23 protein-coding genes and 1 tRNA gene are annotated in these 24695 nt (G+C 64.5%); 6 read left to right on the plus strand and 18 right to left on the minus strand.

Translation table 11 applies throughout. The annotated features are described in order from the left end of the window. Positions 1 to 13 precede the first annotated feature (13 nt). The 3 genes from VDP74_RS06875 to VDP74_RS06885 all read left to right on the plus strand — a co-directional run bounded on the left by VDP74_RS06875 (position 14) and on the right by VDP74_RS06885 (position 2453). Positions 14 to 1912, plus strand: a complete 1899-nt coding sequence (locus VDP74_RS06875) for an LTA synthase family protein (protein WP_322998889.1) — start codon at positions 14 to 16, stop codon at positions 1910 to 1912. A 33-nt stretch (positions 1913 to 1945) separates the two neighbouring features. Further along, positions 1946 to 2022: transfer RNA gene (locus tag VDP74_RS06880), tRNA-Pro, on the plus strand. A 20-nt stretch (positions 2023 to 2042) separates the two neighbouring features. Next, a complete protein-coding gene (locus VDP74_RS06885) occupies positions 2043 to 2453 on the plus strand; it encodes a DoxX family protein (protein WP_322998890.1) in 411 nt (136 codons plus the stop codon). A gap of 75 nt (positions 2454 to 2528) precedes the next feature. Here VDP74_RS06885 and VDP74_RS06890 read toward each other — a convergent pair whose 3' ends face one another. The 8 genes from VDP74_RS06890 to ppk1 form a co-directional block, all read right to left on the minus strand. Beyond that, positions 2529 to 3902, minus strand: a complete 1374-nt coding sequence (locus VDP74_RS06890) for an ATP-binding protein (RefSeq protein ID WP_322998891.1) — start codon at positions 3900 to 3902, stop codon at positions 2529 to 2531. Continuing rightward, complete coding sequence (locus tag VDP74_RS06895) at positions 3899 to 4567, minus strand: response regulator transcription factor (RefSeq protein ID WP_322998892.1); 669 nt, start codon at positions 4565 to 4567, stop codon at positions 3899 to 3901. Before VDP74_RS06895 ends, VDP74_RS06890 begins: the two co-directional genes overlap by 4 nt. Further along, positions 4564 to 4932, minus strand: coding sequence for a PepSY domain-containing protein (locus tag VDP74_RS06900; protein ID WP_322998893.1), 369 nt, complete (start codon positions 4930 to 4932; stop codon positions 4564 to 4566). Before VDP74_RS06900 ends, VDP74_RS06895 begins: the two co-directional genes overlap by 4 nt. 176 nt (positions 4933 to 5108) lie before the next feature. Further along, positions 5109 to 5891, minus strand: a complete 783-nt coding sequence (gene pstB / locus VDP74_RS06905; RefSeq protein ID WP_322998919.1) for a phosphate ABC transporter ATP-binding protein PstB — start codon at positions 5889 to 5891, stop codon at positions 5109 to 5111. Between the two features lie 16 nt (positions 5892 to 5907). Beyond that, on the minus strand, positions 5908 to 6768 hold the full coding sequence (gene pstA / locus VDP74_RS06910; RefSeq protein ID WP_322998894.1) for a phosphate ABC transporter permease PstA: 861 nt from the start codon (positions 6766 to 6768) through the stop codon (positions 5908 to 5910). A gap of 6 nt (positions 6769 to 6774) precedes the next feature. Then, on the minus strand, positions 6775 to 7716 hold the full coding sequence (pstC, locus tag VDP74_RS06915; RefSeq protein WP_322998895.1) for a phosphate ABC transporter permease subunit PstC: 942 nt from the start codon (positions 7714 to 7716) through the stop codon (positions 6775 to 6777). Positions 7717 to 7882: 166 nt separating this feature from the next. Beyond that, entirely contained in the window at positions 7883 to 8926 is a 1044-nt protein-coding gene (gene pstS, locus VDP74_RS06920) for a phosphate ABC transporter substrate-binding protein PstS (RefSeq protein ID WP_322998896.1), read from the minus strand. An 89-nt stretch (positions 8927 to 9015) separates the two neighbouring features. Next, positions 9016 to 11085: a polyphosphate kinase 1 gene (gene ppk1, locus VDP74_RS06925; RefSeq protein WP_322998897.1), complete on the minus strand. Its 2070-nt coding sequence runs from the start codon at positions 11083 to 11085 to the stop codon at positions 9016 to 9018. Between the two features lie 67 nt (positions 11086 to 11152). Here ppk1 and VDP74_RS06930 point away from each other — a divergent pair, with 67 nt between their 5' ends. After that, positions 11153 to 12649, plus strand: a complete 1497-nt coding sequence (locus tag VDP74_RS06930) for a Ppx/GppA phosphatase family protein (RefSeq protein ID WP_322998898.1) — start codon at positions 11153 to 11155, stop codon at positions 12647 to 12649. A gap of 28 nt (positions 12650 to 12677) precedes the next feature. Here VDP74_RS06930 and VDP74_RS06935 read toward each other — a convergent pair whose 3' ends face one another. The 5 genes from VDP74_RS06935 to VDP74_RS06955 all read right to left on the minus strand — a co-directional run bounded on the left by VDP74_RS06935 (position 12678) and on the right by VDP74_RS06955 (position 18445). Then, positions 12678 to 13463, minus strand: coding sequence for a GNAT family N-acetyltransferase (locus VDP74_RS06935; protein WP_416232950.1), 786 nt, complete (start codon positions 13461 to 13463; stop codon positions 12678 to 12680). Positions 13464 to 13536: 73 nt separating this feature from the next. After that, a complete protein-coding gene (glmM, locus tag VDP74_RS06940) occupies positions 13537 to 14877 on the minus strand; it encodes a phosphoglucosamine mutase (protein ID WP_322998899.1) in 1341 nt (446 codons plus the stop codon). Next, on the minus strand, positions 14874 to 15728 hold the full coding sequence (gene folP, locus VDP74_RS06945) for a dihydropteroate synthase (protein WP_322998900.1): 855 nt from the start codon (positions 15726 to 15728) through the stop codon (positions 14874 to 14876). The genes glmM and folP overlap by 4 nt, the downstream gene beginning before the upstream one ends. Before the next feature lie 21 nt (positions 15729 to 15749). Beyond that, entirely contained in the window at positions 15750 to 17660 is a 1911-nt protein-coding gene (ftsH, locus tag VDP74_RS06950; protein ID WP_322998901.1) for an ATP-dependent zinc metalloprotease FtsH, read from the minus strand. 131 nt (positions 17661 to 17791) lie between these two features. Continuing rightward, positions 17792 to 18445: an RlmE family RNA methyltransferase gene (locus tag VDP74_RS06955; protein WP_322998902.1), complete on the minus strand. Its 654-nt coding sequence runs from the start codon at positions 18443 to 18445 to the stop codon at positions 17792 to 17794. A gap of 17 nt (positions 18446 to 18462) precedes the next feature. Here VDP74_RS06955 and VDP74_RS06960 point away from each other — a divergent pair, with 17 nt between their 5' ends. After that, entirely contained in the window at positions 18463 to 19083 is a 621-nt protein-coding gene (locus VDP74_RS06960; protein ID WP_322998903.1) for a YhbY family RNA-binding protein, read from the plus strand. Between the two features lie 134 nt (positions 19084 to 19217). Here the strand turns inward: VDP74_RS06960 and greA are convergent, their stop codons facing one another. The 5 genes from greA to VDP74_RS06985 all read right to left on the minus strand — a co-directional run bounded on the left by greA (position 19218) and on the right by VDP74_RS06985 (position 23664). Further along, positions 19218 to 19694, minus strand: a complete 477-nt coding sequence (gene greA / locus VDP74_RS06965; protein ID WP_322998904.1) for a transcription elongation factor GreA — start codon at positions 19692 to 19694, stop codon at positions 19218 to 19220. Positions 19695 to 20061: 367 nt separating this feature from the next. Continuing rightward, on the minus strand, positions 20062 to 21219 hold the full coding sequence (locus tag VDP74_RS06970) for an ABC transporter substrate-binding protein (RefSeq protein ID WP_322998905.1): 1158 nt from the start codon (positions 21217 to 21219) through the stop codon (positions 20062 to 20064). A gap of 41 nt (positions 21220 to 21260) precedes the next feature. Continuing rightward, positions 21261 to 22439 carry a 4-hydroxybenzoate 3-monooxygenase gene (pobA, locus tag VDP74_RS06975; protein ID WP_322998906.1) on the minus strand — a complete coding sequence of 393 codons (1179 nt, stop codon included), beginning with the start codon at positions 22437 to 22439 and terminating at the stop codon, positions 21261 to 21263. Positions 22440 to 22468: 29 nt separating this feature from the next. Next, on the minus strand, positions 22469 to 23305 hold the full coding sequence (locus VDP74_RS06980) for a class III extradiol dioxygenase family protein (RefSeq protein ID WP_322998907.1): 837 nt from the start codon (positions 23303 to 23305) through the stop codon (positions 22469 to 22471). Positions 23306 to 23307: 2 nt separating this feature from the next. Continuing rightward, positions 23308 to 23664: a protocatechuate 3,4-dioxygenase gene (locus VDP74_RS06985; RefSeq protein WP_322998908.1), complete on the minus strand. Its 357-nt coding sequence runs from the start codon at positions 23662 to 23664 to the stop codon at positions 23308 to 23310. Between the two features lie 142 nt (positions 23665 to 23806). Between VDP74_RS06985 and VDP74_RS06990 the strand changes: the two genes are divergently transcribed. Beyond that, a complete protein-coding gene (locus VDP74_RS06990) occupies positions 23807 to 24694 on the plus strand; it encodes a helix-turn-helix domain-containing protein (protein ID WP_322998909.1) in 888 nt (295 codons plus the stop codon). Position 24695 lies beyond the last annotated feature (1 nt).

Here is a 24695-nt window from a genome sequence, read left to right on the forward strand (position 1 = left end):
TCAAGGACACCGCATGTTCACCCAGATCGGCATCTTCATCCTGGCGCTTGCGCTGCTGCTGACGGCCAGCCGCCTGCTGCTGACCGTCTGGCTATGGCCGCGGGTGCGCGCCGCCGGCGGCCCCTGGCCGATCGTGCGCTGGGGCCTGCGCATCGACCTGAACCAGATCGCCATGTGGGCCGGCATCCCCGCCCTGCTGGCCCCCTGGCTGGCCGACCAGCCCCTGGCCGTCTGGTTGACGGGCCTGTGGCTGCAGGGCGTCTGGCTGCTGTTCGTGCTGCTGGAAATCTCCACCCCCCAGTTCATCCAGGAATACGACAGCCGGCCCAACCGCCTGTACCTGGACTACCTGAAGTACCCCAAGGAAGTCTTCGGCATGCTCTGGAAGGGCTACAAGCCGGTGCTGGCCGCCGCCGGGGTCGTGCTGGCGCTGGCCGCCTGGCTGGGCCACGCACTGTTCGCGCAGGCCCAGCCCAACCCGCTGCCCGCCTGGCCCTGGCGCGTGGGCATGACGCTGCTGATCGCCGCCGCCATCGTGCTGGCCATTCGCGGCACGCTGGGGCACCGCCCCATCAACCCGGCCTCGGCAGCATGGTGCGGCGACAGCCTGCTGAACACCCTGCCCCTGAACTCGCTGTACAACGTGCTGTTCGCGCTGTACGCCATCAAGAACGAACGATCCGCAGCCGACGTGTACGGCGACCTGCCCGACGAAACACTGCATCGCATCATCCTCGAACAGGCGCGCATTCCCGCCGGCCCGCCGGAACTGCCCACCCTGCACCACCAGCCCGCCAGCCGGGCAGCCGAGCGGCCCCGCAATCTGGTGTTGATCGTGCAGGAAAGCCTGGGCGCCCAATACGTGGGCAACCTGGGCGGAGCAGGGCTGACCCCCTGCCTGGACGCGCTGGCCTCGACCGGCTGGAACTTCGCCCGCGCCTACGCCACCGGGACGCGTTCCGTACGCGGCCTGGAAGCCGTGACGGCAGGCTTTCCGCCCACGCTGTCGGACGCAGCCCTGCGCCTGACCGATGCCCAGAGCCGTTTCTTCACCCTGGCCCAGCTGCTGCGCCGCTACGGTTACCGTTCACGCTTCATCTACGGCGGGGAAGCCCACTTCGACAATATGAAGAGCTTCTTCCTGGGCAACGGCTTCGACGAACTGCACGACCTGCCGACCTTCGACTCGCCGGCCTTCGTCGGCACCTGGGGCGCCAGCGACGAGGACATGTTCGACAAGCTGCACACGCTGCTGTCGCAAGGCGGCGAACAGCCCACCCTGCACCTGGCGTTCTCCGTGACCAACCACACGCCCTGGGAATACCCGGCGGGCCGCATTGCGGTCCAGGGCGATCCCGCCACCGTGCAGAACACCGTGCGCTACGCCGACTGGGCCATCGGGCAGTTCTTCGAGCGCGCGCGCGCCAGCGCCTATTGGCAGGACACTGTCTTCCTGATCGTGGCGGACCACGACGCGCGCGTCGGCGGCGCACAGCGCATTCCGCTGCGTCACTTCCACATCCCCGCCCTGATCGTGGGCGCCGGCATCGAGCCGCGCCGCGACGAGCGCATCGTCAGCCAGATCGACCTGCCCCCCACCCTGCTGTCCCTGATCGGGATCAGCGACGCCCATCCCATGATCGGCCACGATCTTACCCGCCCCGATGCAGGGGGGCGCGCCATGATGCAGTACGAAGACCATTACGGCTATCTGCGCGGCGACACGCTGGCGGTGCTGGAACCGGACCAGGCCCCGCACTTCTTCCGCTATGCCGCCCCCGACGGCTATGCGGAACTGCCCCCCGATCCGGACCTGGCGCAGATCGCCCTGGCGCATGCGCTGTGGCCCACCTGGGCCTACCGCCACCACGCCCACACGCTGCCGGAACTGCGGATCAACCGCCCCGAATGACCGTGCGCCCCATGGTAGAATTCGCGTTTCAGTCGGGGCGTAGCGCAGCCTGGTAGCGCATCTGCTTTGGGAGCAGAGGGTCGCATGTTCGAATCATGTCGCCCCGACCAATAAAATCAAAGGATCCGCCATGTCTTCCACTTCTACCGATGATCTGGGCAAACTGATTCTGCGTCTGGCGCTGGGCATTCTGGTCCTGCTGCACGGCCTGGCGAAAATGGACGGCGGGGTCGGCTGGATCGTCGGAATGCTGGAAGCACGCGGCCTGCCCGGCTTCGTTGCCTACGGTGTGTATATCGGCGAAGTCGTCGCCCCCGTGCTGCTGATCCTGGGCCTGTGGACCCGCGCAGGCGGCCTGATCGTCGCCCTGAATATGCTGTTCGCCTTCAGTCTGGTCCACATGAATGACCTGTTTGCAATCGGCAAGAGCGGCGGCTGGTCGCTGGAACTGCAGGGCATGTACCTGTTCGGCGGCATCGCAGTGGCGCTGCTGGGCGCTGGTGCCTACAGTCTGGGCGGGCGCGGCGGCCGCTGGAACTGAATCAGGCCTCCCCGCACAGTTCCACTGCCCGCCTCGGCGGGCAGTTTCTTTTCCGACAACGATGCTGCCGCCCGGTCACGCGGCCGGCAATGTGATCACCACGCACGCTCCGCCCAGTTCACCCTTGCGGATCAACGCCCAGCCACCGTACAGGTCAGCCAGGTCGCGGACGATTCCCAGACCCAGGCCTGAACCCGGCGTGCGTTCGTCGGCGCGCTTGCCACGCTCGAACACGGCCTCGGCGCGTTCCGGGCTCAGGCCGGGGCCATCATCCTCGACCCGGATTTCCAATTCGCCGTCCTGACGGCGGGCGCTCACCCGCACACTGCTGCGCGCCCATTTGCCCGCATTGTCCAGCACATTGCCCAGCATCTCCTGGAAATCCTGCGACTCGCCGCGAAAGGCAAGATCGGCCGCTACGCCCTGCAGGTCGTAGCGCAGGTCGCGCTCCGCGTGAACACGCTCCATCACCCGCACCAGGCCCTGCAGCAGCGGCAGAATGGGACTGCGCAGGCCCGTCATGCGCACGGCGGCGGCCGCCCGTGCATGGGCCAGGTGGTAATCGACCTGGCGGCGGGCCGCATCGACCTGTTCGGCGACCAGGCGCGGCAAGGCGGGGTCGCCTGCAGCTGCCGCATTGGACATGACGGCCAGCGGCGTCTTCAGCGCGTGTGCCAGGTTCCCTGCCTGCTGGCGGGCGCGATCCAGGCCCTGGGCATTGCGCTGCAGGACCAGGTTGAAGTCCTCGACCAGCGGCTGGACTTCGGTGGGAAACACCCCATCGATCTGATCCGTACGCCCTTCGCGCACGTCCGCCAGACGGCCGCGCAGGCGGGCCATGGGCCGCAGGCCGTAGGAAACCTGCATCCAGGCCGCCGCCAGCATGCCCAGCACCAGCACTCCCAGCGCCAGGCCCAGCATGCGGTTGAAGCGGCTGATCGGTTCGGCCCACAAGGCCTGATCCGCCGCCACGGACAGCACCATGTCGTCAAAGGGGCCTTCCGCCGGTTCTACCTTGCGCACCCGCACGCGCAGCCGGGCGCCCGACGGGCCCAGCGCCGTGGCCTGCAGGTCCCGGCCGGCCTGCAGATCCGGGTAGGCATCGGGCAGATGCGCATCCCACAAAGACCGGGAGCGCAGCAACTGGGCGGGCAGGCCGTGCTGGGCGGGCACGCTGATCTGCCAATACAGGCCCGAGAACGGATGGCCGAAACGCGGATCGCTGGGAAACGAGGATAGCGATACCTGGCCCTGGGGATCGACCTGCAGCACCGCCGTCAATTGATCCAGGTGGATGTTCAGTTCGGACTGCAGCTGCGCCAGGATATGCTGGCGAAACAGCTGCTGGATGCCCCACCCGGCCACTGCCACGCTGAGCAGTACCCAGGCCAGCATGCCGGCCAGCAGGCGCAGGCGCAACGACCGGTAGCGCGCCCGCAGCTGCCTCATGGCGCGCGGGCCGCTTCCAGCCGGTAGCCCAGGCCGCGCACCGTCTGGATCAGATCGGCGGGGATCTTGCGCCGCAGGCGGGCGATGAAGACTTCGATCGTGTTGGAATCCCGATCGAAATCCTGGGCATAGATGTGTTCCACCAGCTGGCTGCGGGACACGACTTCCCCCTGGTGCATCATCAGATAGGCCAGCACCCGGTATTCATGGCTGGTCAGTTCCAGCGGCGCGCCGTCCAGCAGCAGGCGCGACTGACGTGTATCGAGCAGCAGCGGCCCGCAGCGGATGTCCGCACTGGCATGGCCACCCGCCCGGCGCAGCAGCGCGCGCACCCGCGCCTGCAGTTCTTCCACGTGAAAGGGCTTGGTCAGATAATCATCGGCGCCGGCATCGATGCCGGCGACCTTGTCGTGCCAGTTGTCGCGCGCGGTCAGGATCAGCACCGGCATCTGCCGATCGGACTCGCGCCAGGTCCGCAGCACCGACAGGCCGTCGCGCCCGGGCAGGCCCAGATCCAGGACCACCAGGTCGTAGGGTTCGAACAGGCCCTGATGCTGGGCATCCAGGCCGTCCGAGGCGACGTCCACGACGTAGCCGGCGGACTCCAGGGCGGTTTTCAGCTGCGAGGCCAGCAGCGGTTCATCTTCGGCAACCAGAAGCCTCATGGATGCTTTCCTTGATCATGCGGGGGACGGCGACCCGCCCATAATACCTGCCCGGTGCGGGCATCGACCTTGATCTTGACCAAACGCCCCTGATCCTGGAGGATTTTCAGCTTGTAGACCCAGCGATCCGTACAGGTCCCGCTGTGCTGGCAGTCCCCGTCATCCTCGTCGAATTCGACCTTCAGGACCTGACCGGGATAGTCTTTGGCGACGCGGGCCAGCACGTCCTGCAGAGGCAGGACCTCACCGGCGGCCTGCAGGCGTTCGGCCTTTTCTCGATCACGATCATGGTCGTGGGCCTGCGCACCCGTGGCCCATGTTCCCACCAGCGCCAGCAGGGTGGCCAGCATGTGGCGACGTTGCATGACAAACCCCTTTCAGATTGGATGGGGGCAGGATAGCGGGAGCAGGATGAATGTCGGGTGAACGAGGTGCCCGCAGGGGCTATCTCAAACTGTTGCATCTCTCCACGTCGCGCCCTGCAGGGCGCTCCGATAAATCCGGCGCGAAATAGCCCGCAGGGGCTATTTCGTGTCCGGATTTATCCAAATCTACCTGTGATGTAGTCTTCGGTTTCCTTGCGGGTGGGCTTCACGAAGATCTGGTCGGTGGGGCCGAATTCCATCAGTTCGCCCAGGTACATGTAGGCGGTGTAGTCCGAGCAGCGGGCGGCCTGCTGCATGTTGTGCGTCACGATGACGACGGTGTAGTCGTCCTTCAGTTCGGCGATCAGTTCCTCGATCTTGGCGGTGGAGATCGGGTCCAGAGCCGAGCAGGGTTCGTCCAGCAGCAGGACTTCAGGCTTGATCGCCACGCCCCGGGCGATGCACAGACGCTGCTGCTGGCCGCCCGACAGGCCGTTGCCGCTTTGGCCGAGCTTGTCCTTGACCTCGTTCCACAGGGCTGCCTTGGTCAGGGCCCATTCCACCCGTTCATCCATTTCGCCCCTGCTGAGCCGCTCGAACAGACGCACGCCGAAGGCGATGTTGTCGTAGATGCTCATGGGAAACGGCGTGGGCTTCTGGAACACCATGCCGACCTTCGCACGGATCAGGGAAATGTCCAGGCGCGAATTCAACAGGTCTTCGCCGTCCAATTCGATGGAGCCCTCGGCCCGCTGGCCGGGGTAGAGCTCGAACATGCGATTGAAGGTGCGCAGCAGGGTCGATTTGCCGCAGCCCGACGGGCCGATGAAGGCAGTGACCTTGTTCTCGGCGATGTCCATGTTGATGTCGCGCAGGGCATGGAAATTGCCGTAATAGAAATTCAGGTGACGCACGGCCAGTTTGGTGCGTTCCAAAGCGGCGGTCGAGGACAGGATCATAGTGGGCAAAAGTGGATTATTTACGGAACAGGCTGCGGGCGGCGATATTGATCCCCAGCACCAGCAGGGTGATCAGGGCGGCGCCCGCCCAGGCCAGGCGATTCCAGTCCTCGAAGGGACTGGCGGCGTATTGGAAGATCACCACCGGCAGATTGGCGATGGGCGCGTTCATGTTGAAGGACATGAACTGGTTGTTCAGCGCGGTGAACAGCAGCGGCGCCGTTTCGCCGGCGATGCGGGCCACCGCCAGCAAAATGCCGGTGATGATGCCCGAGCGCGCCGCACGATAGCAGATGAAGACAACCACCCGCCACTGCGGGCAACCCAGCGCGGCGGCAGCCTCGCGCAGGCTGTTGGGCACCAGGCAGAGCATGTTGTCGGTGGCCCGCACCACGACCGGAATCACCAGGATCGCCAGGGCGAAGGCCCCGGCCCAACCGGAATAATGGCCGACCTGCGCCACATAGACGGCGTAGATGAACAGACCGATCACGATGGACGGCGCCGACAGCAGCACGTCGTTCAGAAACCGGGTGGCTGGCGCCAGCCAGCCCCGGCGGCCATATTCGGCCAGATAGGTGCCCGCCAGCACGCCGATGGGGGTGCCGATCAGCGTGCCGACGGCCGACATCAGCACACTGCCGATGATGGCGTTCAACAGGCCCCCGGCTTCGCCCGGAGGCGGCGTGCTTTCCAGCACCAGGGTCAGCGACAAAGCGCTGCCGCCCTTGAGCAACAGCGTGGCAATGATCCAGGCCAGCCAGAACAGCCCCGACCCCAGGGCCACGCCCGACAGGGTGAGCATGAGGCGGTTGAACCGCCGCCGGCGCCGGTAGATCGGATTGGTCAGAGCGATGGGGGAATCGGGCACGGGCATGGCGGATCAGTGATGCGCGCCTTCTTTGCGCGACAGTTTCAGGAGCATGAATTTCGACAGGGCCAGCACCACCGTGGTGATCAGGAACAGGATCAGACCCAGTTCCAGCAGGGCGGATTTCTGCAGGCCGCCGGCCTCGTTGAATTCGTTGGCCAGGGCCGAAGCAATGGAATTGGACGGCGAGAAAATCGAGGACGGCAGATTGAAGGCGTTGCCGATCACGAAAGTGACAGCCATGGTCTCGCCCAGGGCTCGTCCCAGGCCCAGCATGATGCCGCCGATGACGCCATGCTTGGTGTAAGGCAGGACGACCTTCCAGACGACTTCCCAAGTGGTACTGCCCAGGCCGTAGGCGGATTCCTTCAGCATGGGCGGCACCTGCTCGAACACGTCGCGCATGACGGCGGTAATGAAGGGAATCACCATGATCGACAGAATCAGACCGGCCGTGAACAGACCGATTCCCATGGGCGGGCCCGCAAACAGGTCGCCCAGCACCGGCACACCCTCGAACAGGTCGACGATGATCGGCTGCACATATTCCTGGAACAGGGGCACGAAGACGAACAGCCCCCACATGCCGTAGATGATGGACGGAATGGCTGCCAGCATCTCGATGGCGATCCCCAGGGGACGACGCACCCAGGGCGGCGCCAGTTCGGTCAGGAACATGGCAATACCGAAGGATACCGGGACTGCGATCAGCAAAGCCAGCAAGGCGCTGATGACCGTCCCCAGGATGGGCACCAGGGCGCCGTAGTGCTGTTTCACCGGGTCCCAGTCGTTGGTCCAGAGAAACGCCAGGCCGTCCCGGACCAGGGTGTCCCGGCTGCCATACACCAGCGACACCAGGATGCCGGCCAGCAGAATGAAGACCAGGAACGCAAACGCCCGCGTCAGATGCCGGAATCCGGCATCCACCAGCAGACTGCGGTGTTGAATGCTCATGAGGGGGACTTTCGGTGATGGAGACTCGCCTGCCGGGAGGCGGGCCGATCAGGATTCAAAAACCCGTATTTTCCCACAAACGGGCCGCCATCAGACGCCCCGCCGTGGAAAGCCCCGGCGTCCGCCCGGATCCCTTGCGGGTCGAGCCAGAGCGCCGGACACCCCGTCAGGGCCAGACAGCGGAGCCGTCCGCGCCGCGGATATGCTGCGTCCAGAGGCTGCGGATCTGCTGGGTCACTGCTTCGGGCAGGGGGACGTAGTCCAGTTCGCGGGCCATGTCCGCGCCATCACGCCAGGCCCAGTCGAAGAAAGCCAGGACTTCGTGCGCCTTTTTCGGGTCGTCCTGCTTGCCGTGAACCAGGATGAAGGTGGCTGCAGTCACGGGCCAGGAATCGGCGCCCGGTTCGTTGTTCAGCACCAACCCCATGCCAGGGGCGGAAGACCAGTCTGCATGAGCGGCCGCAGCAGCGAAGGCCTGCTGGGACGGTTGCACGAACTTCCCTTCGCGGTTCTGCAACTGCGCCCAGGCCAGGCCATTCTGATGAGCGTAGGCATATTCCACATAACCGATGGAATTGGCCAGCTGGCGCACGTAGGCAGCGACGCCTTCATTGCCCTTGCCGCCCTGCCCCGTGGGCCACTTGACGGCCTTGCCCTGCCCGACTTGTTCCTTCCAGGCCGGCGACACCTGAGACAGGTAGTTCGTCCAGCCGAACGTCGTACCCGAGCCATCGGAACGGTGCACCACCACGATGCCCTTGGCCGGCAGCTTCGCGTCCGGATTCAGGTCGACGATCGCCGGGTCGTTCCATTTCTTGATCTTGCCCAGGAAGATGTCGGCCAGCACCGGCCCCGTCAGTTTCAACTGGCCGGCCTTGATGCCTTCGACGTTCAGCACCGGCACCGTCCCACCGACCACGGCGGGGAACTGGACCAGGTCGTTTTCCTTCAGGGCCTCGGGCTTCATCGGGTCATCGGAGGCGCCGAAGTCCACGGTCTTGGCGATGATCTGCTGCTGCCCGCCGCCCGAGCCGATGGACTGGTAATTGACCCGGTGGCCAGTGACTTCCTGGTATTTGGCCGCCCATTTCGCGTAGATCGGATAGGGAAAGGAAGCACCCGCCCCCGTGAGGTCAGCGGCGAACGCAGGCGCGCCAGCAGCCGCCATCAGCGTCAGGCCGGCAGCGCACGTCAGAATTCGTTTAAGCATGTCAAAAACCCTTTGTGGTTTGCGGTGATGACAGCTTCCAAGCTGTCAGGTCGTCATCTTAAAGAGCCGACGTGACAGTTTGATGACAGTCATGACAGACGCGCCGTCAGGTGTTGATGCAGGTTGACGGGGGCGCGGCGGTTGCGCACGCGCAGATAGCGGCCATCGGGCTGGGCGGCCCAGGCCAGCTGGTTGTCGCGCCAGGCGAAAGTGAAGGCCTCGTCGATCACGCGGCGGCGCAGGGTCTTGTCCAGCACAGGGAAGGCCAGTTCGACCCGGCGCAGGAAATTGCGATCCATCCAGTCGGCCGATGACAGGTACAGGGGTTCGGCGCCGTCCTGGTAGAAATAGAAGACTCTGGAATGTTCCAGGAAGCGGCCGATGATGGAGCGCACCCGGATGTGTTCTGACAGCCCCGGCACACCGGCCTGCAGGGCGCAGGCGCCGCGCACGATCAGATCGATGCGCACCCCGGCCTGGCTGGCCTCGTAGAGCGCCTGGATCACAGTGGGTTCCAGCAGGGAATTCATTTTCGCGCGAATGCGGGCGCGCTTGCCGGCCCGGGCGAATTCGGTTTCGGCGCGGATCAGGTTCAGCACGGTTTCGTGCAGGGTGAAGGGCGACTGCAGCAGCAGCTTCAGTTCGCGGCGTGCGCCCAGGCCCGTCAGCAGGGAAAAGACCTGGTCCATGTCTTCGCAGATCGACTGATTGGCGGTCAACAGGCCGAAATCGGTATAGAGCTTTGCCGTGCGGGGGTGGTAATTGCCGGTGCCCAGGTGGCCGTAGCGGCGGATGCGCCCGTCTTCGCGGCGCAGGACCAGGGCCATCTTGGCATGGGTCTTGTGGCCCACTACCCCGTAGCTGACGTGGGCGCCGACTTCTTCCAGGCGCGCCGCCCAGTTGATGTTGGTCTGTTCGTCGAAACGCGCCATCAGTTCGACCACCACGGTGACTTCTTTTCCAGCGCGGGCCGCCGACAGCAGCAGCCCCATGAGTTCGGAGTCTTCGCCCGTGCGATAGATGGTCTGCTTGATCGCCACCACCTGCGGGTCCAGGGCGGCGGCGCGCAGGAACATCAGCACCGGCTGAAAGGACTGGTAAGGGTGATGCAGCAGATGGTCGCGCGCGGCAATGGCGGCAAACAGGGCTTCCGGGCGTTCCAGGTCGCCGTCGAATGGCGGCGGCACCCGGGGGCGGAACACGGGATATTCCAGATCGGAACGCCCGACCCGGTTGCACAGCTGCATCAGCCGGGCCAGATTGACCGGGCCGTTGACGCGATAGGTGTCGGCCGGCCCCAGGTTGAATTCACGCTGCAGGAACAGTTCCAGATCGGGCGGCATGGCATGGGCGATCTCCAGCCGCACGGACGCCCCGAAATTGCGCTGCGACAGTTCGCCCTGCAGGGCCTGGCGCAGATTGGTGATTTCTTCTTCGTCGACGAACAGGTCGCTGTTGCGCGTCACCCGCCACTGATAGCAGCCCTGCACGTCCATGCCGGGAAACAAGTCGCCCACGAAGGCATTGATCAGGGTGGTCAACAGCATGAAGCCATCTGGGATGCCGGCGATCTCGGCGGGGACCTTGACCATGCGCGGCAGCGCGCGGGGCGCCTGCACGATGGCGATGTGGCCCTCGCGGCCAAAGGCGTCCTCGCCGCTGAGCGAAACGATGAAGTTCAGGCTTTTGTTGTAGACCCGGGGAAAGGGATGGGCCGGGTCCAGCCCAATGGGTGTCAGCAGCGGCATGACGTCGCGCAGGAACACCCCATAGGCCCATTCGCGCTGCAGATCGGTCCAGCCGGTGGAATAGATCAGCCCCACCCCGCATTCCATCAGTTTGGGCATGACCTCGCCCGTCAGCAGGCGGTTCTGCCGGTCTACCAGAGCATGGGCGGCCCGCTGCACGCGGTCGAAGGCTTCGCCGGGGGCCATGCCATCGGCCCCCAGCAGTTCCGGCGTCTGGCGCTGCTGTTCCTTCAGGCTGGCCATGCGGATTTCGAAGAATTCGTCGAGGTTTGAGCCGACAATGCACAGGTAGCGCAACCGTTCGAGCGGCGGCACGTCCAGGCGTTCGGCCATGGACAAGACTCGTTCGTTGAATTTCAGTACGGAAAGTTCGCGATTCAGCAAAGGTGGCGATGCATCGGCGCCGTGCATGGGGACTCCCAATCCTGTCATGTTACGGCCACTATAATCGCACAGTGTGACACTCTCAGGTATCCCCATGGACGACCGGTTGGCTTCCATCGACCTCGGCTCGAACACCTTCCGGCTTTCCATCGGGCGCATCGTGCGCCACGGCGACGCCGTCCAGATCTACGCCGAAGACAAACTGCGCGAACTGGTCGCCCTGGCCAACGGCCTGGACGAATACCAGCGCATCGACGCTGCGACCACCGCCCAGGCGATCGCCGCCCTGCAGCGTTTCGGCGACAGGCTGAAGGGCTTTTCCCCGGCCAACGTACGAGCCGTGGCCACCAACACCTTCCGGGTGGCGCGCAACGCTGCCGACATCCTGCCGCTGGCCGAACGCGCCCTGGGCTTTCCCATCGAGATCATCTCCGGCCAGGAAGAGGCCCGGCTGATCTACCTGGGCGTGATCCAGGACCTGCCCCCTTCGGACGACCGCCGCCTGGTGATCGACATCGGCGGAGGGTCCACCGAATTCATCATCGGCCGAGGCCGGCAACCACTGCAGCTGGCCTCGCTGCAACTGGGCTGCACGACCTGGACGCGCCAGTTCTTTCCCAACGGCCTGATCACCAAGGCGCGCATGCACCGGGCCATCCTGGCGGCTCGCAGCACCATCGAATCCATCACCCACCGCTACCGGCGCATCGGCTGGCAGGAGGCCTACGGCTCGTCGGGCACTGCCAAAGGCCTGCTGGCCATTCTGGTGGAAAACGGCCTCAGCAAACAGGACATCACCCTGGACGGCATGGACCGCCTGGCCACCGCGCTGATCAAGACCGGACACGTGCGCCTGCAGGACTGGGCCGGCCTGAAGGCCGAGCGCGCGCCGGTGCTGGCGGGCGGCCTGGCGATCATGATGGCGGCCTTCCAGGAACTGGGGATCACGCACATGAACGCGGGCGACGGGGCCCTGCGCATCGGCGTGCTGCACGACCTGCTGGGCCGGGATTCCCACCACGACCAGCGAGACGAAACCGTACGGCAGATCGGCGGCCGCTACCAACTGGACACGGTCCAGGCCGATCAGGTCCGCCAGGCCGCGCTGGCCCTGTTCGACCAGCTGGGTCTGGACAACCGCCTGCTGGCGACGGCCGAACTGCGCAAGGCGTTGGGCTGGACCGCGCAACTGCACGAAATCGGCCTGGTGATCGCCCGCAACGACTATCACAAGCACGGCGCGTACATCCTGGAACACGCCGACATGCCGGGGTTCTCGCACGACGACCAGCAACTGCTGGCCTTTCTGGCCCTGGGTCACCAGGGCAAGCTGGCGAAAGTCCGTGCCTACGCGCCCAGCCGCGAACAGTGGCTGGCCCTGTGCTGCCTGCGCCTGGCGGTCCTGCTGCTGCGTCGCCGGGAAGCCCACGACCCCCTGCCCTTCGGCCTGGATGCCCAAGCGCAGCAGATCACTCTGTCCGTGCCCGCAGGCTGGCTGACGGCGCACCCGCTGAGCGGTTTCCTGCTGAAAGGCGAAACCGAGGTCTGGCGCAAGATGGGATTCACGCTGGACGTCGTCGAACAGCACTGATGCCGCAACGCCCACCTGGCGGGCGAGTTCAGAGCATCCCGAAATGCCGGCGATAGCGGGCGTCCAGCCACTCCAGATCCAGCAGGATGGGAAAATCGGCCGTGTGGAAATCCGGGTCCCATGCCGGCGCCCCGCAGATGGTCGCGCCCAGCTTCAGGTAGCCCTTGATCAAGGGCGGCACCCGCGCGGGCAGCGTGCTGTTCAGGCGATCCACCGGATAGGGATGCAGGGCCCGGATGCGAGGCACGTCGGGATGGCGGTCCATCAGCGCCTGTGCCTGTCGCCAGACCTCGGACGCTGTGGCGCCGCCATCGCGCAGGCTGACACTGGCGCAGCCCAGCATGTAGCGGTAGCCGCCCTGCATCATGACCTGGCCAAGGGCCGACCACAACAACATGATGGCCGTGCCATGGCGGAATTGCGCATCGATGCAGGAGCGCCCGACTTCCACCAGCCAGGGTCGCAAGGCCTGCAGTGGCGCCAGGTCGAATTCGGATTCGGAATAATAGCTGCCCGCCCAGACGGCCGATTCCGGCGTCAGCAGGCGGTAGGTGCCCACGACGCGGCGCGTTTGCACGTCCTGCACCATGAAATGCACGCACCAGGGATCGAAATGATCGACGTCCCGGTCGCCTTCAGCGTTGGGGAAGTGCGCACCCATGTCCTCGGTGAAGACCCGAAAGCGCAGGCGCTGCAGGGCCTCGAGGTCGGCCGGCGTACGGGCGATGCTCAGGGTCAGGCCACCGGCCTCTACTCCAGGCCAGTCTATCTGTTCCATGGGCACCGCGTGCGACAAGGGATGGCAGGCCAGCATGAAGATCTCCAGGGTTCCGTGAGGTGGAGACGATTGTGCCCGATCAATATGTCACCCATGAGACAGGATGCAATCAGGTCAATTTGACAGCCACGAGCTGACGCACGCCTTCTTCGGCCAGCGCGGCATCATCGGCCTCGACCATCAGGCGCAGCTTGGGTTCGGTACCCGAGGCGCGGATCAATACCCGCCCGCGCTCGCCCAATGCGTCACGCACCGCCTGCGAGGCCGCCTGCAGGCCCGCATGAGACTTCCAGTCCAGTCCCGGAGCCAGGGGCACGTTGACCATCTGCTGCGCATACATCTTCAGATCGGCCACCAGGGCCGCCAACGGCACCTGCGCATGACGCACCGCCGCCAGCACCTGCAAGGCGGCAACGATGCCGTCACCCGTAGTGTGCTTGTCCAGGCACAGCAAGTGGCCGGAACTTTCGCCGCCGTACAGCCAGCCGTGCTGGCGCAGCAGTTCCAGCACGTAACGGTCGCCGACCTGGGCACGCTCGAAGGGAATGCGCAATTCCTTCAGGCGGCGTTCCAGGCCGAAATTCGTCATCAGCGTGCCGACCACGCCGTCGACGGGATGCAGCTTGGCCCGGTCCCGCACGATGGCATAGAGCAGTTCGTCGCCGTTGTACAGGCGCCCCGAGGCATCCACCATCTGCAGGCGGTCGGCGTCGCCGTCCAGCGCGACACCGAAATCCGCGCCTTGAGCCAGGACTGCCGCCGCCAGGGTTTCCGGGTGGGTGGCGCCGACCTTTTCATTGATGTTGAAGCCGTCCGGATCACAGCCGATGGCGCTGACGTCGGCTCCCAGTTCCCGAAAGACGTGGGGCGCGATGTGATAGGCCGCCCCGTGGGCGGCATCGACCACGATCTTCAGGCCCTGCAGGTCCAGCTCGCTGGGAAACGTGCTCTTGCAAAATTCGATGTAGCGCCCGGCTGCATCGTTGATGCGCCGCGCCCGGCCCAACCCGGCCGAGTCCGCACAGCCCACGGGCTGTTCCAGCATGGCCTCGATGGCGGCTTCGGTGGCGTCGGGCAATTTGGTCCCGGCCGACGAAAAGAATTTGATGCCGTTGTCATAGTGCGGATTGTGCGACGCGCTGATGACGATGCCGGCGGCCAGCCGCCAGGCGCGGGTCAGATAGGCCACGGCAGGCGTCGGAATCGGCCCCGCCAGCAGCACGTCGACCCCCGCTGCCGACAAACCGGCTTCCAGGGCGGATTCCAGCATGTAGCCGGAGATCCGCGTGTCCTTGCCGATCACCACGGTGGGGCGCCCGGCCGAAACCGCGCCCTGCGCCAGCACACGACCGGCGGCATACCCCAAACGCAGCGCGAATTCCGCATTGATGCGCTCGCCGCCAACCACGCCACGGACCCCATCGGTCCCGAAATACTTACGCGTGCTCATGCACGGACTCCTTGTTCAACATGCGGTTGTTCGACCGCCGCCCAGACTCGCAGGGCATCCACGGTATCCGCCACATCGTGGACCCGCAGGATATGCGCCCCGCGCACCGCGCCCGCCAGCGCCGCCGCGACACTGCCGCCCAGGCGCTGCGCAGCGGGCCGCCCGGTCACGGCCCCGATCATCGATTTGCGCGACACGCCCACCAGGCTGGGGTAATCAGCCCCCATGACCTGCGGCAGGTGACGCAGCAAGGCGTAATTGTGCGCCACCGTCTTGCCAAAGCCAAACCCCGGATCCAGGACGATGCGTTCGGCTGCAATACCGGCATCGCGCAGGCGCTGCGCACCGGCGGCCAGATAGTCGCGAATCTCGGCAACTACGTCGTCATAGACGGGATCCTGCTGCATGGTACGGGGTTCCCCGCGCATGTGCATCAGGCACAGGGCGCACCCGGCATCCCGCACGGCATCCAGGGCGCCTGACGCCGTGAATCCGCTGATGTCGTTGATCATGTCGGCCCCCGCCTGCAGGGCGCGCCGCATGACGGCTGGCTTGCAGGTATCGACCGACAGGGGGACGCCGCTATCGCGCAGCCCCTGGATCACCGGCTGGATGCGACGCCATTCCTCGTCCACCGAGACGGCCTGCGCCCCTGGCCGGGTGGATTCGCCGCCGATGTCCAGCATGTCGGCGCCTTCCTGGATCAGGCGCAGGCCATGAGCCACCGCCTGGGCCGCCTGGAAATGGGCGTTGCCGTCGGAAAAGGAATCCGGCGTGACGTTGACGATTCCCATGACCAGCGGGCGTTCCAGAGACAGCTGGAAACGCCCGCATTGAAGAGTTGCAAACATATGGATTCGGAAACGACCCGATCAGACGGGCGTGGTGGCAGGGCCCTTATCCGGGTTGGCGGCTGCCTGGCCAGCCGACGGCGGCGTGTGCGGCGTGTTGTCGCTGTTACCCGACGAAGACGAACGCGGGGGACGCGGCGGCCGGCCTTCCATGATGTCGTTGATCTGCTCGGCATCGATGGTTTCCCATTCGAGCAGGGCATTGGCCATGGCGTGCATCTTGTCCTGGTTGGACTCGATCAGGTTGCGGGCCACGCTGTACTGCTCGTCGATGATGCTGCGGATCTCGGCATCGACCTTTTGCATGGTGGCCTCGGAGACGTGCGTGGTCTTCGTGACGCTGCGGCCCAGGAAGACCTCGCCCTCGTTTTCGGCATAGACGACCGGCCCCAGGGAATCGGTCATGCCGTAGCGCGTGACGATGTCGCGCGCGATGGCCGTGGCGCGCTCGAAGTCGTTGGAGGCCCCCGTGGTCATCTGGTGCATGAAGACTTCTTCGGCGATGCGTCCGCCAAACAGCACCGCGATGGTGTTCAGCAGGCGTTCCTTGTCCATGCTGTAGCGGTCGCCCTCCGGCAACTGCATGGTCACACCCAGGGCACGGCCGCGCGGAATGATGGTGACTTTATGCACCGGATCGGTTTTCGGCAGCATGCGGGCCACCAGCGCGTGACCGGATTCGTGATACGCGGTATTGCGGCGTTCTTCTTCCGGCATGATCATGGAACGGCGCTCGGCGCCCATGATGATCTTGTCCTTCGCCTTTTCCAGGTCGTTCATGTCGACCGTGCGACCGTTGCGCCGGGCAGCGAACAGAGCAGCCTCGTTGATCAGGTTGGCCAGGTCGGCCCCCGAAAACCCGGGCGTGCCGCGCGCCAGAACGTTGGGATCGACGTCCTGGGCAATGGGGACCTTGCGCATATGGACTTTCAGGATCTGCTCGCGGCCACGAATGTCGGGCAGCGACACCACCACCTGGCGGTCGAAGCGCCCCGGACGCAGCAAGGCCGGATCCAGCACGTCGGGCCGGTTGGTGGCCGCGACCACCAGTACGCCCTGACCGGTTTCAAAACCGTCCATTTCGACCAGCAGCTGGTTCAGGGTCTGTTCGCGTTCGTCGTTGCCCCCGCCCAGGCCGGCGCCGCGCTGGCGGCCCACGGCGTCGATTTCATCGATGAAGATGATGCAGGGGGATTGTTTCTTGGCGTTTTCGAACATGTCGCGGACACGGGCCGCGCCCACGCCGACGAACATTTCAACGAAATCGGAACCGGAAATGCTGAAGAAGGGGACCTTGGCCTCGCCCGCAATGGCCTTGGCCAGCAGGGTCTTGCCGGTACCCGGAGGGCCGACCATCAGCACGCCGCGCGGAATGCGACCGCCCAGGCGCTGGAATTTGGTGGGATCACGCAGGAAATCGACGAGTTCCTGGACATCTTCTTTCGCCTCGTCGCAACCGGCGACGTCGGCAAAGGTGATGTTGTTGTTGTTTTCATCGAGCATGCGGGCGCGGGATTTGCCGAAGCTGAAGGCCCCGCCCTTTCCGCCGCCCTGCATCTGACGCATGAAGAAAATCCACACCCCGATCAGCAGCAGCATCGGGAACCAGGAAATGAACAGACTGGTCAGGAAGGACGGTTCTTCGCGGGCCTTGCCCGACACCTGCACGCCGTCTTTCACCAGTTCGGGCACCATCCACAGGTCGCCGGGCGAGGTCAGGCTGTAGGCACGGCCGGATTCGGGCGTGACATAGATGGTGTCGCCCTGGATGTCGACCTTGTTGATCCGACCCGCCCGCGCGTCGTTCATGAACTGCGTGTAAGTCACGGAATCACTGCCGGCGACCGGGCGGCCGTCGAACTGTTTGAACACCGTAAAGAGCACGAGCGCGATCACCAGCCAGACCGCGATCTTGGAAAACGAGTTGTTCAAAGCGAATCTCCTGGGTTTTGCTGTCGTCGGCCTGTCATCCGCAGAAATGCGCGATTACAACAAGCTGACAAATCCGTCAATGTTTCATTCTACCTGAATCCACCATCCGGCCACAGCCGGCCGGTGCCGATCTACGGCCCCGGTTCACGCGGGAATTTCAAGCCCCGGCCAACCAGGAAGGTTTCCGAAGATTCGTCCCGCGAAGCCTTGGGCTTGCGTTCGACGACCCGCACGAAATGCTGCTTGAAGGTCTGCACGATCTGGGAAAACCCGCTGCCGTGGAAGGCCTTGACGATCAGGGCGCCGTCCGGTTTCAGGTGGCTGCAGGCAAATTCCAACGCCAATTCGCAGACATGCGCAATCCGGGCGGAATCGGCCGAGGCCACACCGGACAAGTTGGGGGCCATATCCGAAATCACAAGGTCCACCACCTGGCCCTGAAGGCAATCGTGCAATTGCTGCAGGACCGCGTCGTCGCGGAAATCGCCCTGAATGAACTCCACGCCGGCGATGGGCTCCATGGGCAGGAGATCCAGGGCGATGATGCGCCCGTCGATCACACCGCCGGCCGCCAGCAGCCGTTCGCGCGCGATCTGCGACCAGCTGCCGGGAGTCGCGCCCAGGTCGACCACGACGTCACCTCGGCGCAACAGTCTTTCGGTATCCAGGATTTCCGTCAATTTGAATGCCGCGCGGGCACGATAGCCCTTTTGTTGCGCCATTTTCACGTAAGGGTCTTGAATATGACGCTGCACCCACGCTTTGGAGAATTTTTTCTTGGCCATTCCCGTACAATTCCAGTATGCCGAAACTCGAACTAAGCCCCCAGCAGCGCCGCGACCTGCGCGCCGCTGCCCACCCGCTGCACCCTGTCGTCCTGATCGGCGACAAAGGCCTGACCGACGCCGTGCTGGGTGAAATCGACCGCAGTCTGACATCCCACGAACTGATCAAAGTCCGTGTGGCAGGCGCCGAACGCCCAGACCGCGAAGCCATGCTGGAAACCATCTGCGATGCCCTGTCGTGCGCTGCAGTGCATCATCTAGGCAAGACGCTGATTATCTACCGGCCCGACGTGGTCGCGCAACAGGCGGCCGCAGCAGCAGCCAACATCACCCGCGCCGTGCGGAAAAAATCCGACCCCTATGTGCCCAAGAAGCAGGCTGCGCATCCGGGGGCGGACAAACCGGCTGCCCACCACGCCCCGCGCAAATCCAGGGACGACGTCTCCGGCAAAATCGGCTTCGGGCCTGCTGATGGTCGCGATGGTCGCCGGGACGACGCCCCCAGCCGTCCTGGCACTGGCCGCGCACGCCCGACTGGCAGCCGGTCGACGTCCGCCAATGCCCACGGCATCCCGCGCCGCAGCGGCAGCGCCCTGTCGCTGCGCGCCGGCGCCCGACGCAGCCGCAATCCTCGCTGATCATCCAGCTCCACGCTGCGCCGCTGCTCGGCAAAAAAACAGCCCCGGCATCGGTACCTGCACCGACACCGGGGCTGAATTTTTTGACGCCTGCCCTGCGTGGCGTGGGGATATTTTTCGGCTCTGCGGCAGCCCTACTGATAGCTGACGGAGCAGACCTCGTATTCGCGCACACCGGCAGGGGCGCGGACTTCGACCACGTCGCCCTGGCTCTTGCCGATCAAGGCGCGCGCCACCGGGCTGGACACCGAGATCATGTTGGCACGGATGTCGGCTTCCAGATCGCCCACGATCTGGTAGGTCAGGCGTTCGCCCGATTCCAGATCCTCGATTTCGACGGTCGCGCCAAACACGGCCTGGCCCTCGACGTCCAGATCTGCCGGATTGATGATCTGTGCGTTGGACAGAGAGCCTTCCAATTCCTGGATCCGGCCCTCGATGAAGCCCTGGCGTTCGCGGGCGGCATCATATTCGGCGTTTTCAGACAGATCGCCCTGCGCACGCGCCTCGGCGATGGCATTGATGACTTCGGGGCGTTCTACCGTCTTCAGACGTTGCAATTCAGCTTGCAAACGCTCAGCCCCACGAGCTGTCAAAGGGATCGCAGCCATAGTTTCCTGACTCAAAGTAAAAAGACGCCCCATGCGCGGGGGCGCCTGACAACAAGAAAAAGTAAAGACAGAGGTGAACCCCTATCGCCATACCCCGGCAGATTCGAAATGAAATTCCGTCCCGGGATGCTGAGAGCGAGCGACCTACGCGGTGGACTGATCACAGCCGCCGGCGGCGGGATGGTGTTCCCTGCACGAAGCCGGATGAGGCAATAGATTCGCTCGTGAAAAACCCCGGCCGAAACCGGGGTGCTGAGGCTATTGTGGTCAATCTGGCGGGAAAATGCAAGCCCCGCGTCGGGGCTTCAGATTTCTCGGGCACCGACCGCGCACTGCGGAAACATTCGACCCCAGACTGTGGATCGTGTCATTTCCCAGGATCCTTGACCTGCTCTTGCTTATCGAACTCGACGTTCTGCAGGACCGAGCCGACTCGCTCGACCTTGCGGATGTAGACATCCTGGACCAGGTCGCGAGTCTGCGGGTCAATCGATACCGGGCCGCGCGGACTCATCCAGTGCATGCCCTTCACGGCTGCCATGAACGCGTCCCCGTCGGCATTGCCGCCGGTCTTGCGCAGCGCATCATAGATGAGATGCATGCCGTCGTAGCCGCCCACGGTCCAGAAGTTCGGCCGCTGACCGGGGTACGCCTGCAGGTAGTCCGCGACATAGGTCTTGTTTTCCGCAGACTCGTGGGCCTGGGAATAATGAAAGGATGTGATCATGCCCAGGGCCGCATCGCCCATGGCATCGATCACGCCCTCATCGGTCAGATCGCCGGTCGTCACCAGGCGGATGCCGGCGGCGTCCAGGCCACGCTCTTTATAGCCCTTCACGAAAGCGACCCCCTGCTCGCCCGCTGGCAGCATGACGAAAATGGCATCGGGTTTGGCGTCCTTCGCCTTTTGCAGGAAAGGTGCGAAATCCGGCGTGCTGACCGGCGTGCGGACCTGACCGACGATCTTGCCCCCGCCGGCGGTGAAGGTCTTGGTGAACTCCGCCTCGGCATCGTGGCCGGGGCCGTAATCGGCCACGATGGTGTAGACCGTCTTGATCCCGTTGCCCAGCGACCAGGCCGCAATCGGTGTCGTGACTTGCGGCAGGGTGAACGAGGTGCGGACGATGTAGTCCGACTTCGTGGTGATGGAAGAGGTCGCCGCATTCATGACCACCATGGGGGTCCGGGATTCCTGCGCCAGGGGGGCCACGGAAAATGCCGACGGAGTCATGCCGAAGCCGGCCAGCAGGTCGACCTTGTCTCGCACCAGCAACTCTTGCGCCTGGCGCTTGCTGACCGCCGGCGCGATGCCGGTGTCATCCTTGATGATCAACCGGATCTTGCGGCCAGCCACGGTGTCGCCGTGCTGGCGCATGTACAGGCGGATACTGTTCTCCAGCTGCTGTCCATGAGCGGCAAAAGGCCCGGTCAGCGGCAGGATCACACCGATCTTCAGATCCTGGGCCTGAGCGCCGGCGGCGACGGTCAGGGCGGCAGCAAAAGCGATTTTCTTCAGCGATATCATGTCTTCCTCCTTTGGAATCGAAACCGGAAGCAATCTGTCGTCTAGGCTGTTTCCAAGCCGCAGAAATTTTCCGCAATGGCGATCTGCGCCGCCTCGGAACTGCGCGTGTACTCGAACTCGGCAAGCTGCATCTGCCGCGCGAACGGGTTGTCCGTCATCTTGTGGGTCAGGTTGGTCATCCACCACGAAAAGCGCACGGCTTTCCAGATCCGTGCCAGGGCCCGATCGCGATATCCATCCAGATCCGAGGTGTCGTGATCCAGGTAATGGCGGCGCAGGGCGTCCGCCAATTCCTTGGCATCGCCCACCGCCAGATTCAGGCCCTTGGCCCCAGTCGGCGGCACGATGTGTGCCGCATCCCCGACCAGGAACAGCCGGCCATGCCGCATCGTCGTGCAGACGTAGCTGCGCAAGGGCGCGATGCTCATTTCCAGCGCGGGGCCGGTCACCAGTTTTTCCGCCAGATCGCTGGGCAGGCGGCTGCGATACAGGTCCCAGAACTTGTCGGCATCCCAGTGACGGATGTCTTCGGTGGCCGGGACCTGCACGTAGTAGCGGCTGCGCGTCCTGGACCGCAGGCTGCACATCAGAAAGCCATCGGCGTGATTGATCCAGGCGACCTCCTCCGAGACCGGAGGGACGTCGGCCAACAGCGCCAGCCAGCCAAACGGAAAGGTCAGCGCATATTCCTGCAGCGCGCTCTTGGGGATGGACTGGCGCGACACTCCATGGAATCCGTCGCAGCCCGCGATGAAATCGCAATCCATGCGCCACTGCCGCCCTTCGTGACGATAGGTGACGTAGGGCCGCGAGCTCTCGAGATCGTGAGGCTGCACATCGCCGGCCTCGTACAGGGTGATGCCACCGCAGGCCACGCGTGCATCCATCAGGTCGCGGGTGACGCGCGTCTGTCCATAGACGGTTGCATGCTTGCCGATGCGGCTGAAATCGATGTGGCAGCTTTCCTCATCCCAGCGCAGATCAAAGCCGTTCATGCGCAGGCCTTCCTGTTCTGCGCGATCCCCGACGCCTGCTTCGCGCAAGGCGGCGATCGTGGGTTGTTCCAGCACACCGGCGCGAACGCGCCCGAGCACATAGTCGGCGCTGCGGCTTTCCAGGATGACGTGATCGATCCCGTGCCTGTGCAGCAACTGTCCCAGCAGCAAACCCGAAGGCCCCGCGCCGATGATGACGACCTGGGTGCGGCGTGTTTCTTCCATGACTGATGTCTCCTGTGGATGGTTCCGGGTCAGGGTTCTTCGAAGGTGATGAGCCCCATGCCCGTGGTCATGGGGGCGTAATAATGCCGATGCACGCGGCGGGCCTGTCCAGACAGCGCACCGCGCATCACCAGCCACATGATCAGCTCGATGCCTTCGGCGCCTGCCTGCTCCATCAATTCCTGGTGCGTCATCCGGGCCAGGCTCTCGGGATCGCGCTCGATCCGGTTCAGGAAGTCCTGATCGAAGGCCGGATTCATCGCACCGAAGCGCTTGCCCTGCAGTTGGTGGGACATGCCGCCGGTGCCCAGGATGACGACCCGCAGGTCGCGCGGATCGGCTTCGACCGCCCGACGGATCGCCTGGCCCAGCTTGAAGCAGCGCAGGGCCGTCGGCAGAGGGTGCAGCAGCACGTTCACTGCCAAGGGCACGGCGGCGACTCCCCAGTCGGGCGCGGGGTCGAAACACAGGTGCATCGGCACCAGGAAACCATGCTCCACGGCCATTTCCTGGCACAGGGTCAGGTCGAACTCGTCGTAGACCAGCGATTCGCACAAATGGCGCGAGAACTCGAAGTCGCCCCTGATGGGCGGCAGCGGACGCACGCCCATGCCCTCGTCGGCAATCGCGTACTGGTCCGCGCAGCCCAGCGCGAAGGTCGGGTATTTGTTGAAGAAGAACTCGGCGCCGTGGTCGTTGTAGACCATGATGGCCACGTCGGGCCGCAGTTCCGACAGCCATTCACGCACGGGCACGTAGGCGTCGAACAGCGGCTTCCAGTCGGGATCGTTCTGCGCGCCCCGGTCATAGGCTCCGCCGATCGAGGGGACGTGCGAAGTGCCGATGCCGGCAATGATTTTTCCCATGATCAGCGCGCTCCCTTGGCGTTGCGAGAACCCAGGAAAGCGTCGAAGCTCTCGCCGCGCATCTGGGCGCCCATCCGATAAAGACCGTGTCCGGTCACGAACCCCAGCTTGAGCAGGTAATAGATATTGCCGCCTGCCGCATTGAGGCCTGCCCAGTCCCGGGCGCGGACCATGCTCTTTTCGGCCTCGGTCAAGCCATGCGCGGCCAGATAGGCTTCTTCGTCAGCCTGATACGCCAGGCGGTTGGCCGCAGAGGTCAATGAATCGCACAGCTTATTGATGCGATAGCCCTTGTGGGATTCGCTCAAATTGAATATCAGGACATCGGGAATTGGCCGGCTGGCATCCAGTTGTGTCATGTCGCGCTCCGATCACGTGGCGGCTTGTGCTTTTCAGCCCACAAGCCTTAAGCTTCAAGCTTCACAAAGTGAGCTGTCATGATCGCGTCCCGGCGGCCTGCTGCGTAGGGACGAACGGGACCAAAGATGGTGTTTTTCGGACATGGGCGCTTCGATACCGCTGTATTCCCTGTATGGCCAGATCGACACGGCGGCCGAGCTGCGCTTCCTGCACCTGGAATCCCTGGAATCACGCAACCGGGTGTACAGCTGGAACATCCGGCCACATCGGCACCATGACCTGTATCAGCTGATCTGGGTCGAGCAAGGCGCCGGGACCGTCATGCTCGACGAGCAGACCCTGTCATTGCAGGCGCCGGTCCTGATCAGCATTCCTCCTCCGATCGTTCACGGCTTTCGCTGGCAGCCGGGCACCAAAGGGCTGATCCTGACGATTGCAGAAGGGTTCGTGGCGGACCTGGCCCGGCAGTCGGGCGACGAAGCGGTCCATGCCGCGCTGGGGCGGCTGCTGACCATCACCGGGGCGGTCGATCCGGGCAGCGTCGGACGGCTCAGGGGGTTGTTTGAAACCATCCTGGATGAATACATCCACGAACGGGTCTGCCGAAGCACGGCGATCTCGGGCAACGTCCTGATGCTGTTCGCGGAAGTCGCCCGGCTGCGCCACCTGAGCCTGCAGAAAGACAGCCACGAAGATTCAGGCAGGATGGCGCTCTACCGGCGTTTCAAGGAACTGGTCGAAGCGCACTATCGCGACCCATGGCGGGTGGCGGACTACGCCCAGGCGCTGGCCACGACAGAACGCAATCTGCGGCGCGTATCCATCGACATGGCAGGCCAGCCGCCCGTTCGGATCCTGCACAGGCGCATCCTGCTGGAAGCCAAGCGCCATCTGCTGTACACCGAGAAAACGGTGGCCGAGATCGGCTACGACCTGGGCTTCGAAGACCCGGCCTATTTCACCCGGTTCTTTGCCCGCAACGAAAAGCGGACGCCGGCCGCCTTCAGGCGCAGCAGCCGGCAGGCCTGAT

The organism is Castellaniella sp. (assembly GCF_034674885.1).
GTDB lineage: Bacteria > Pseudomonadota > Gammaproteobacteria > Burkholderiales > Burkholderiaceae_B > Castellaniella.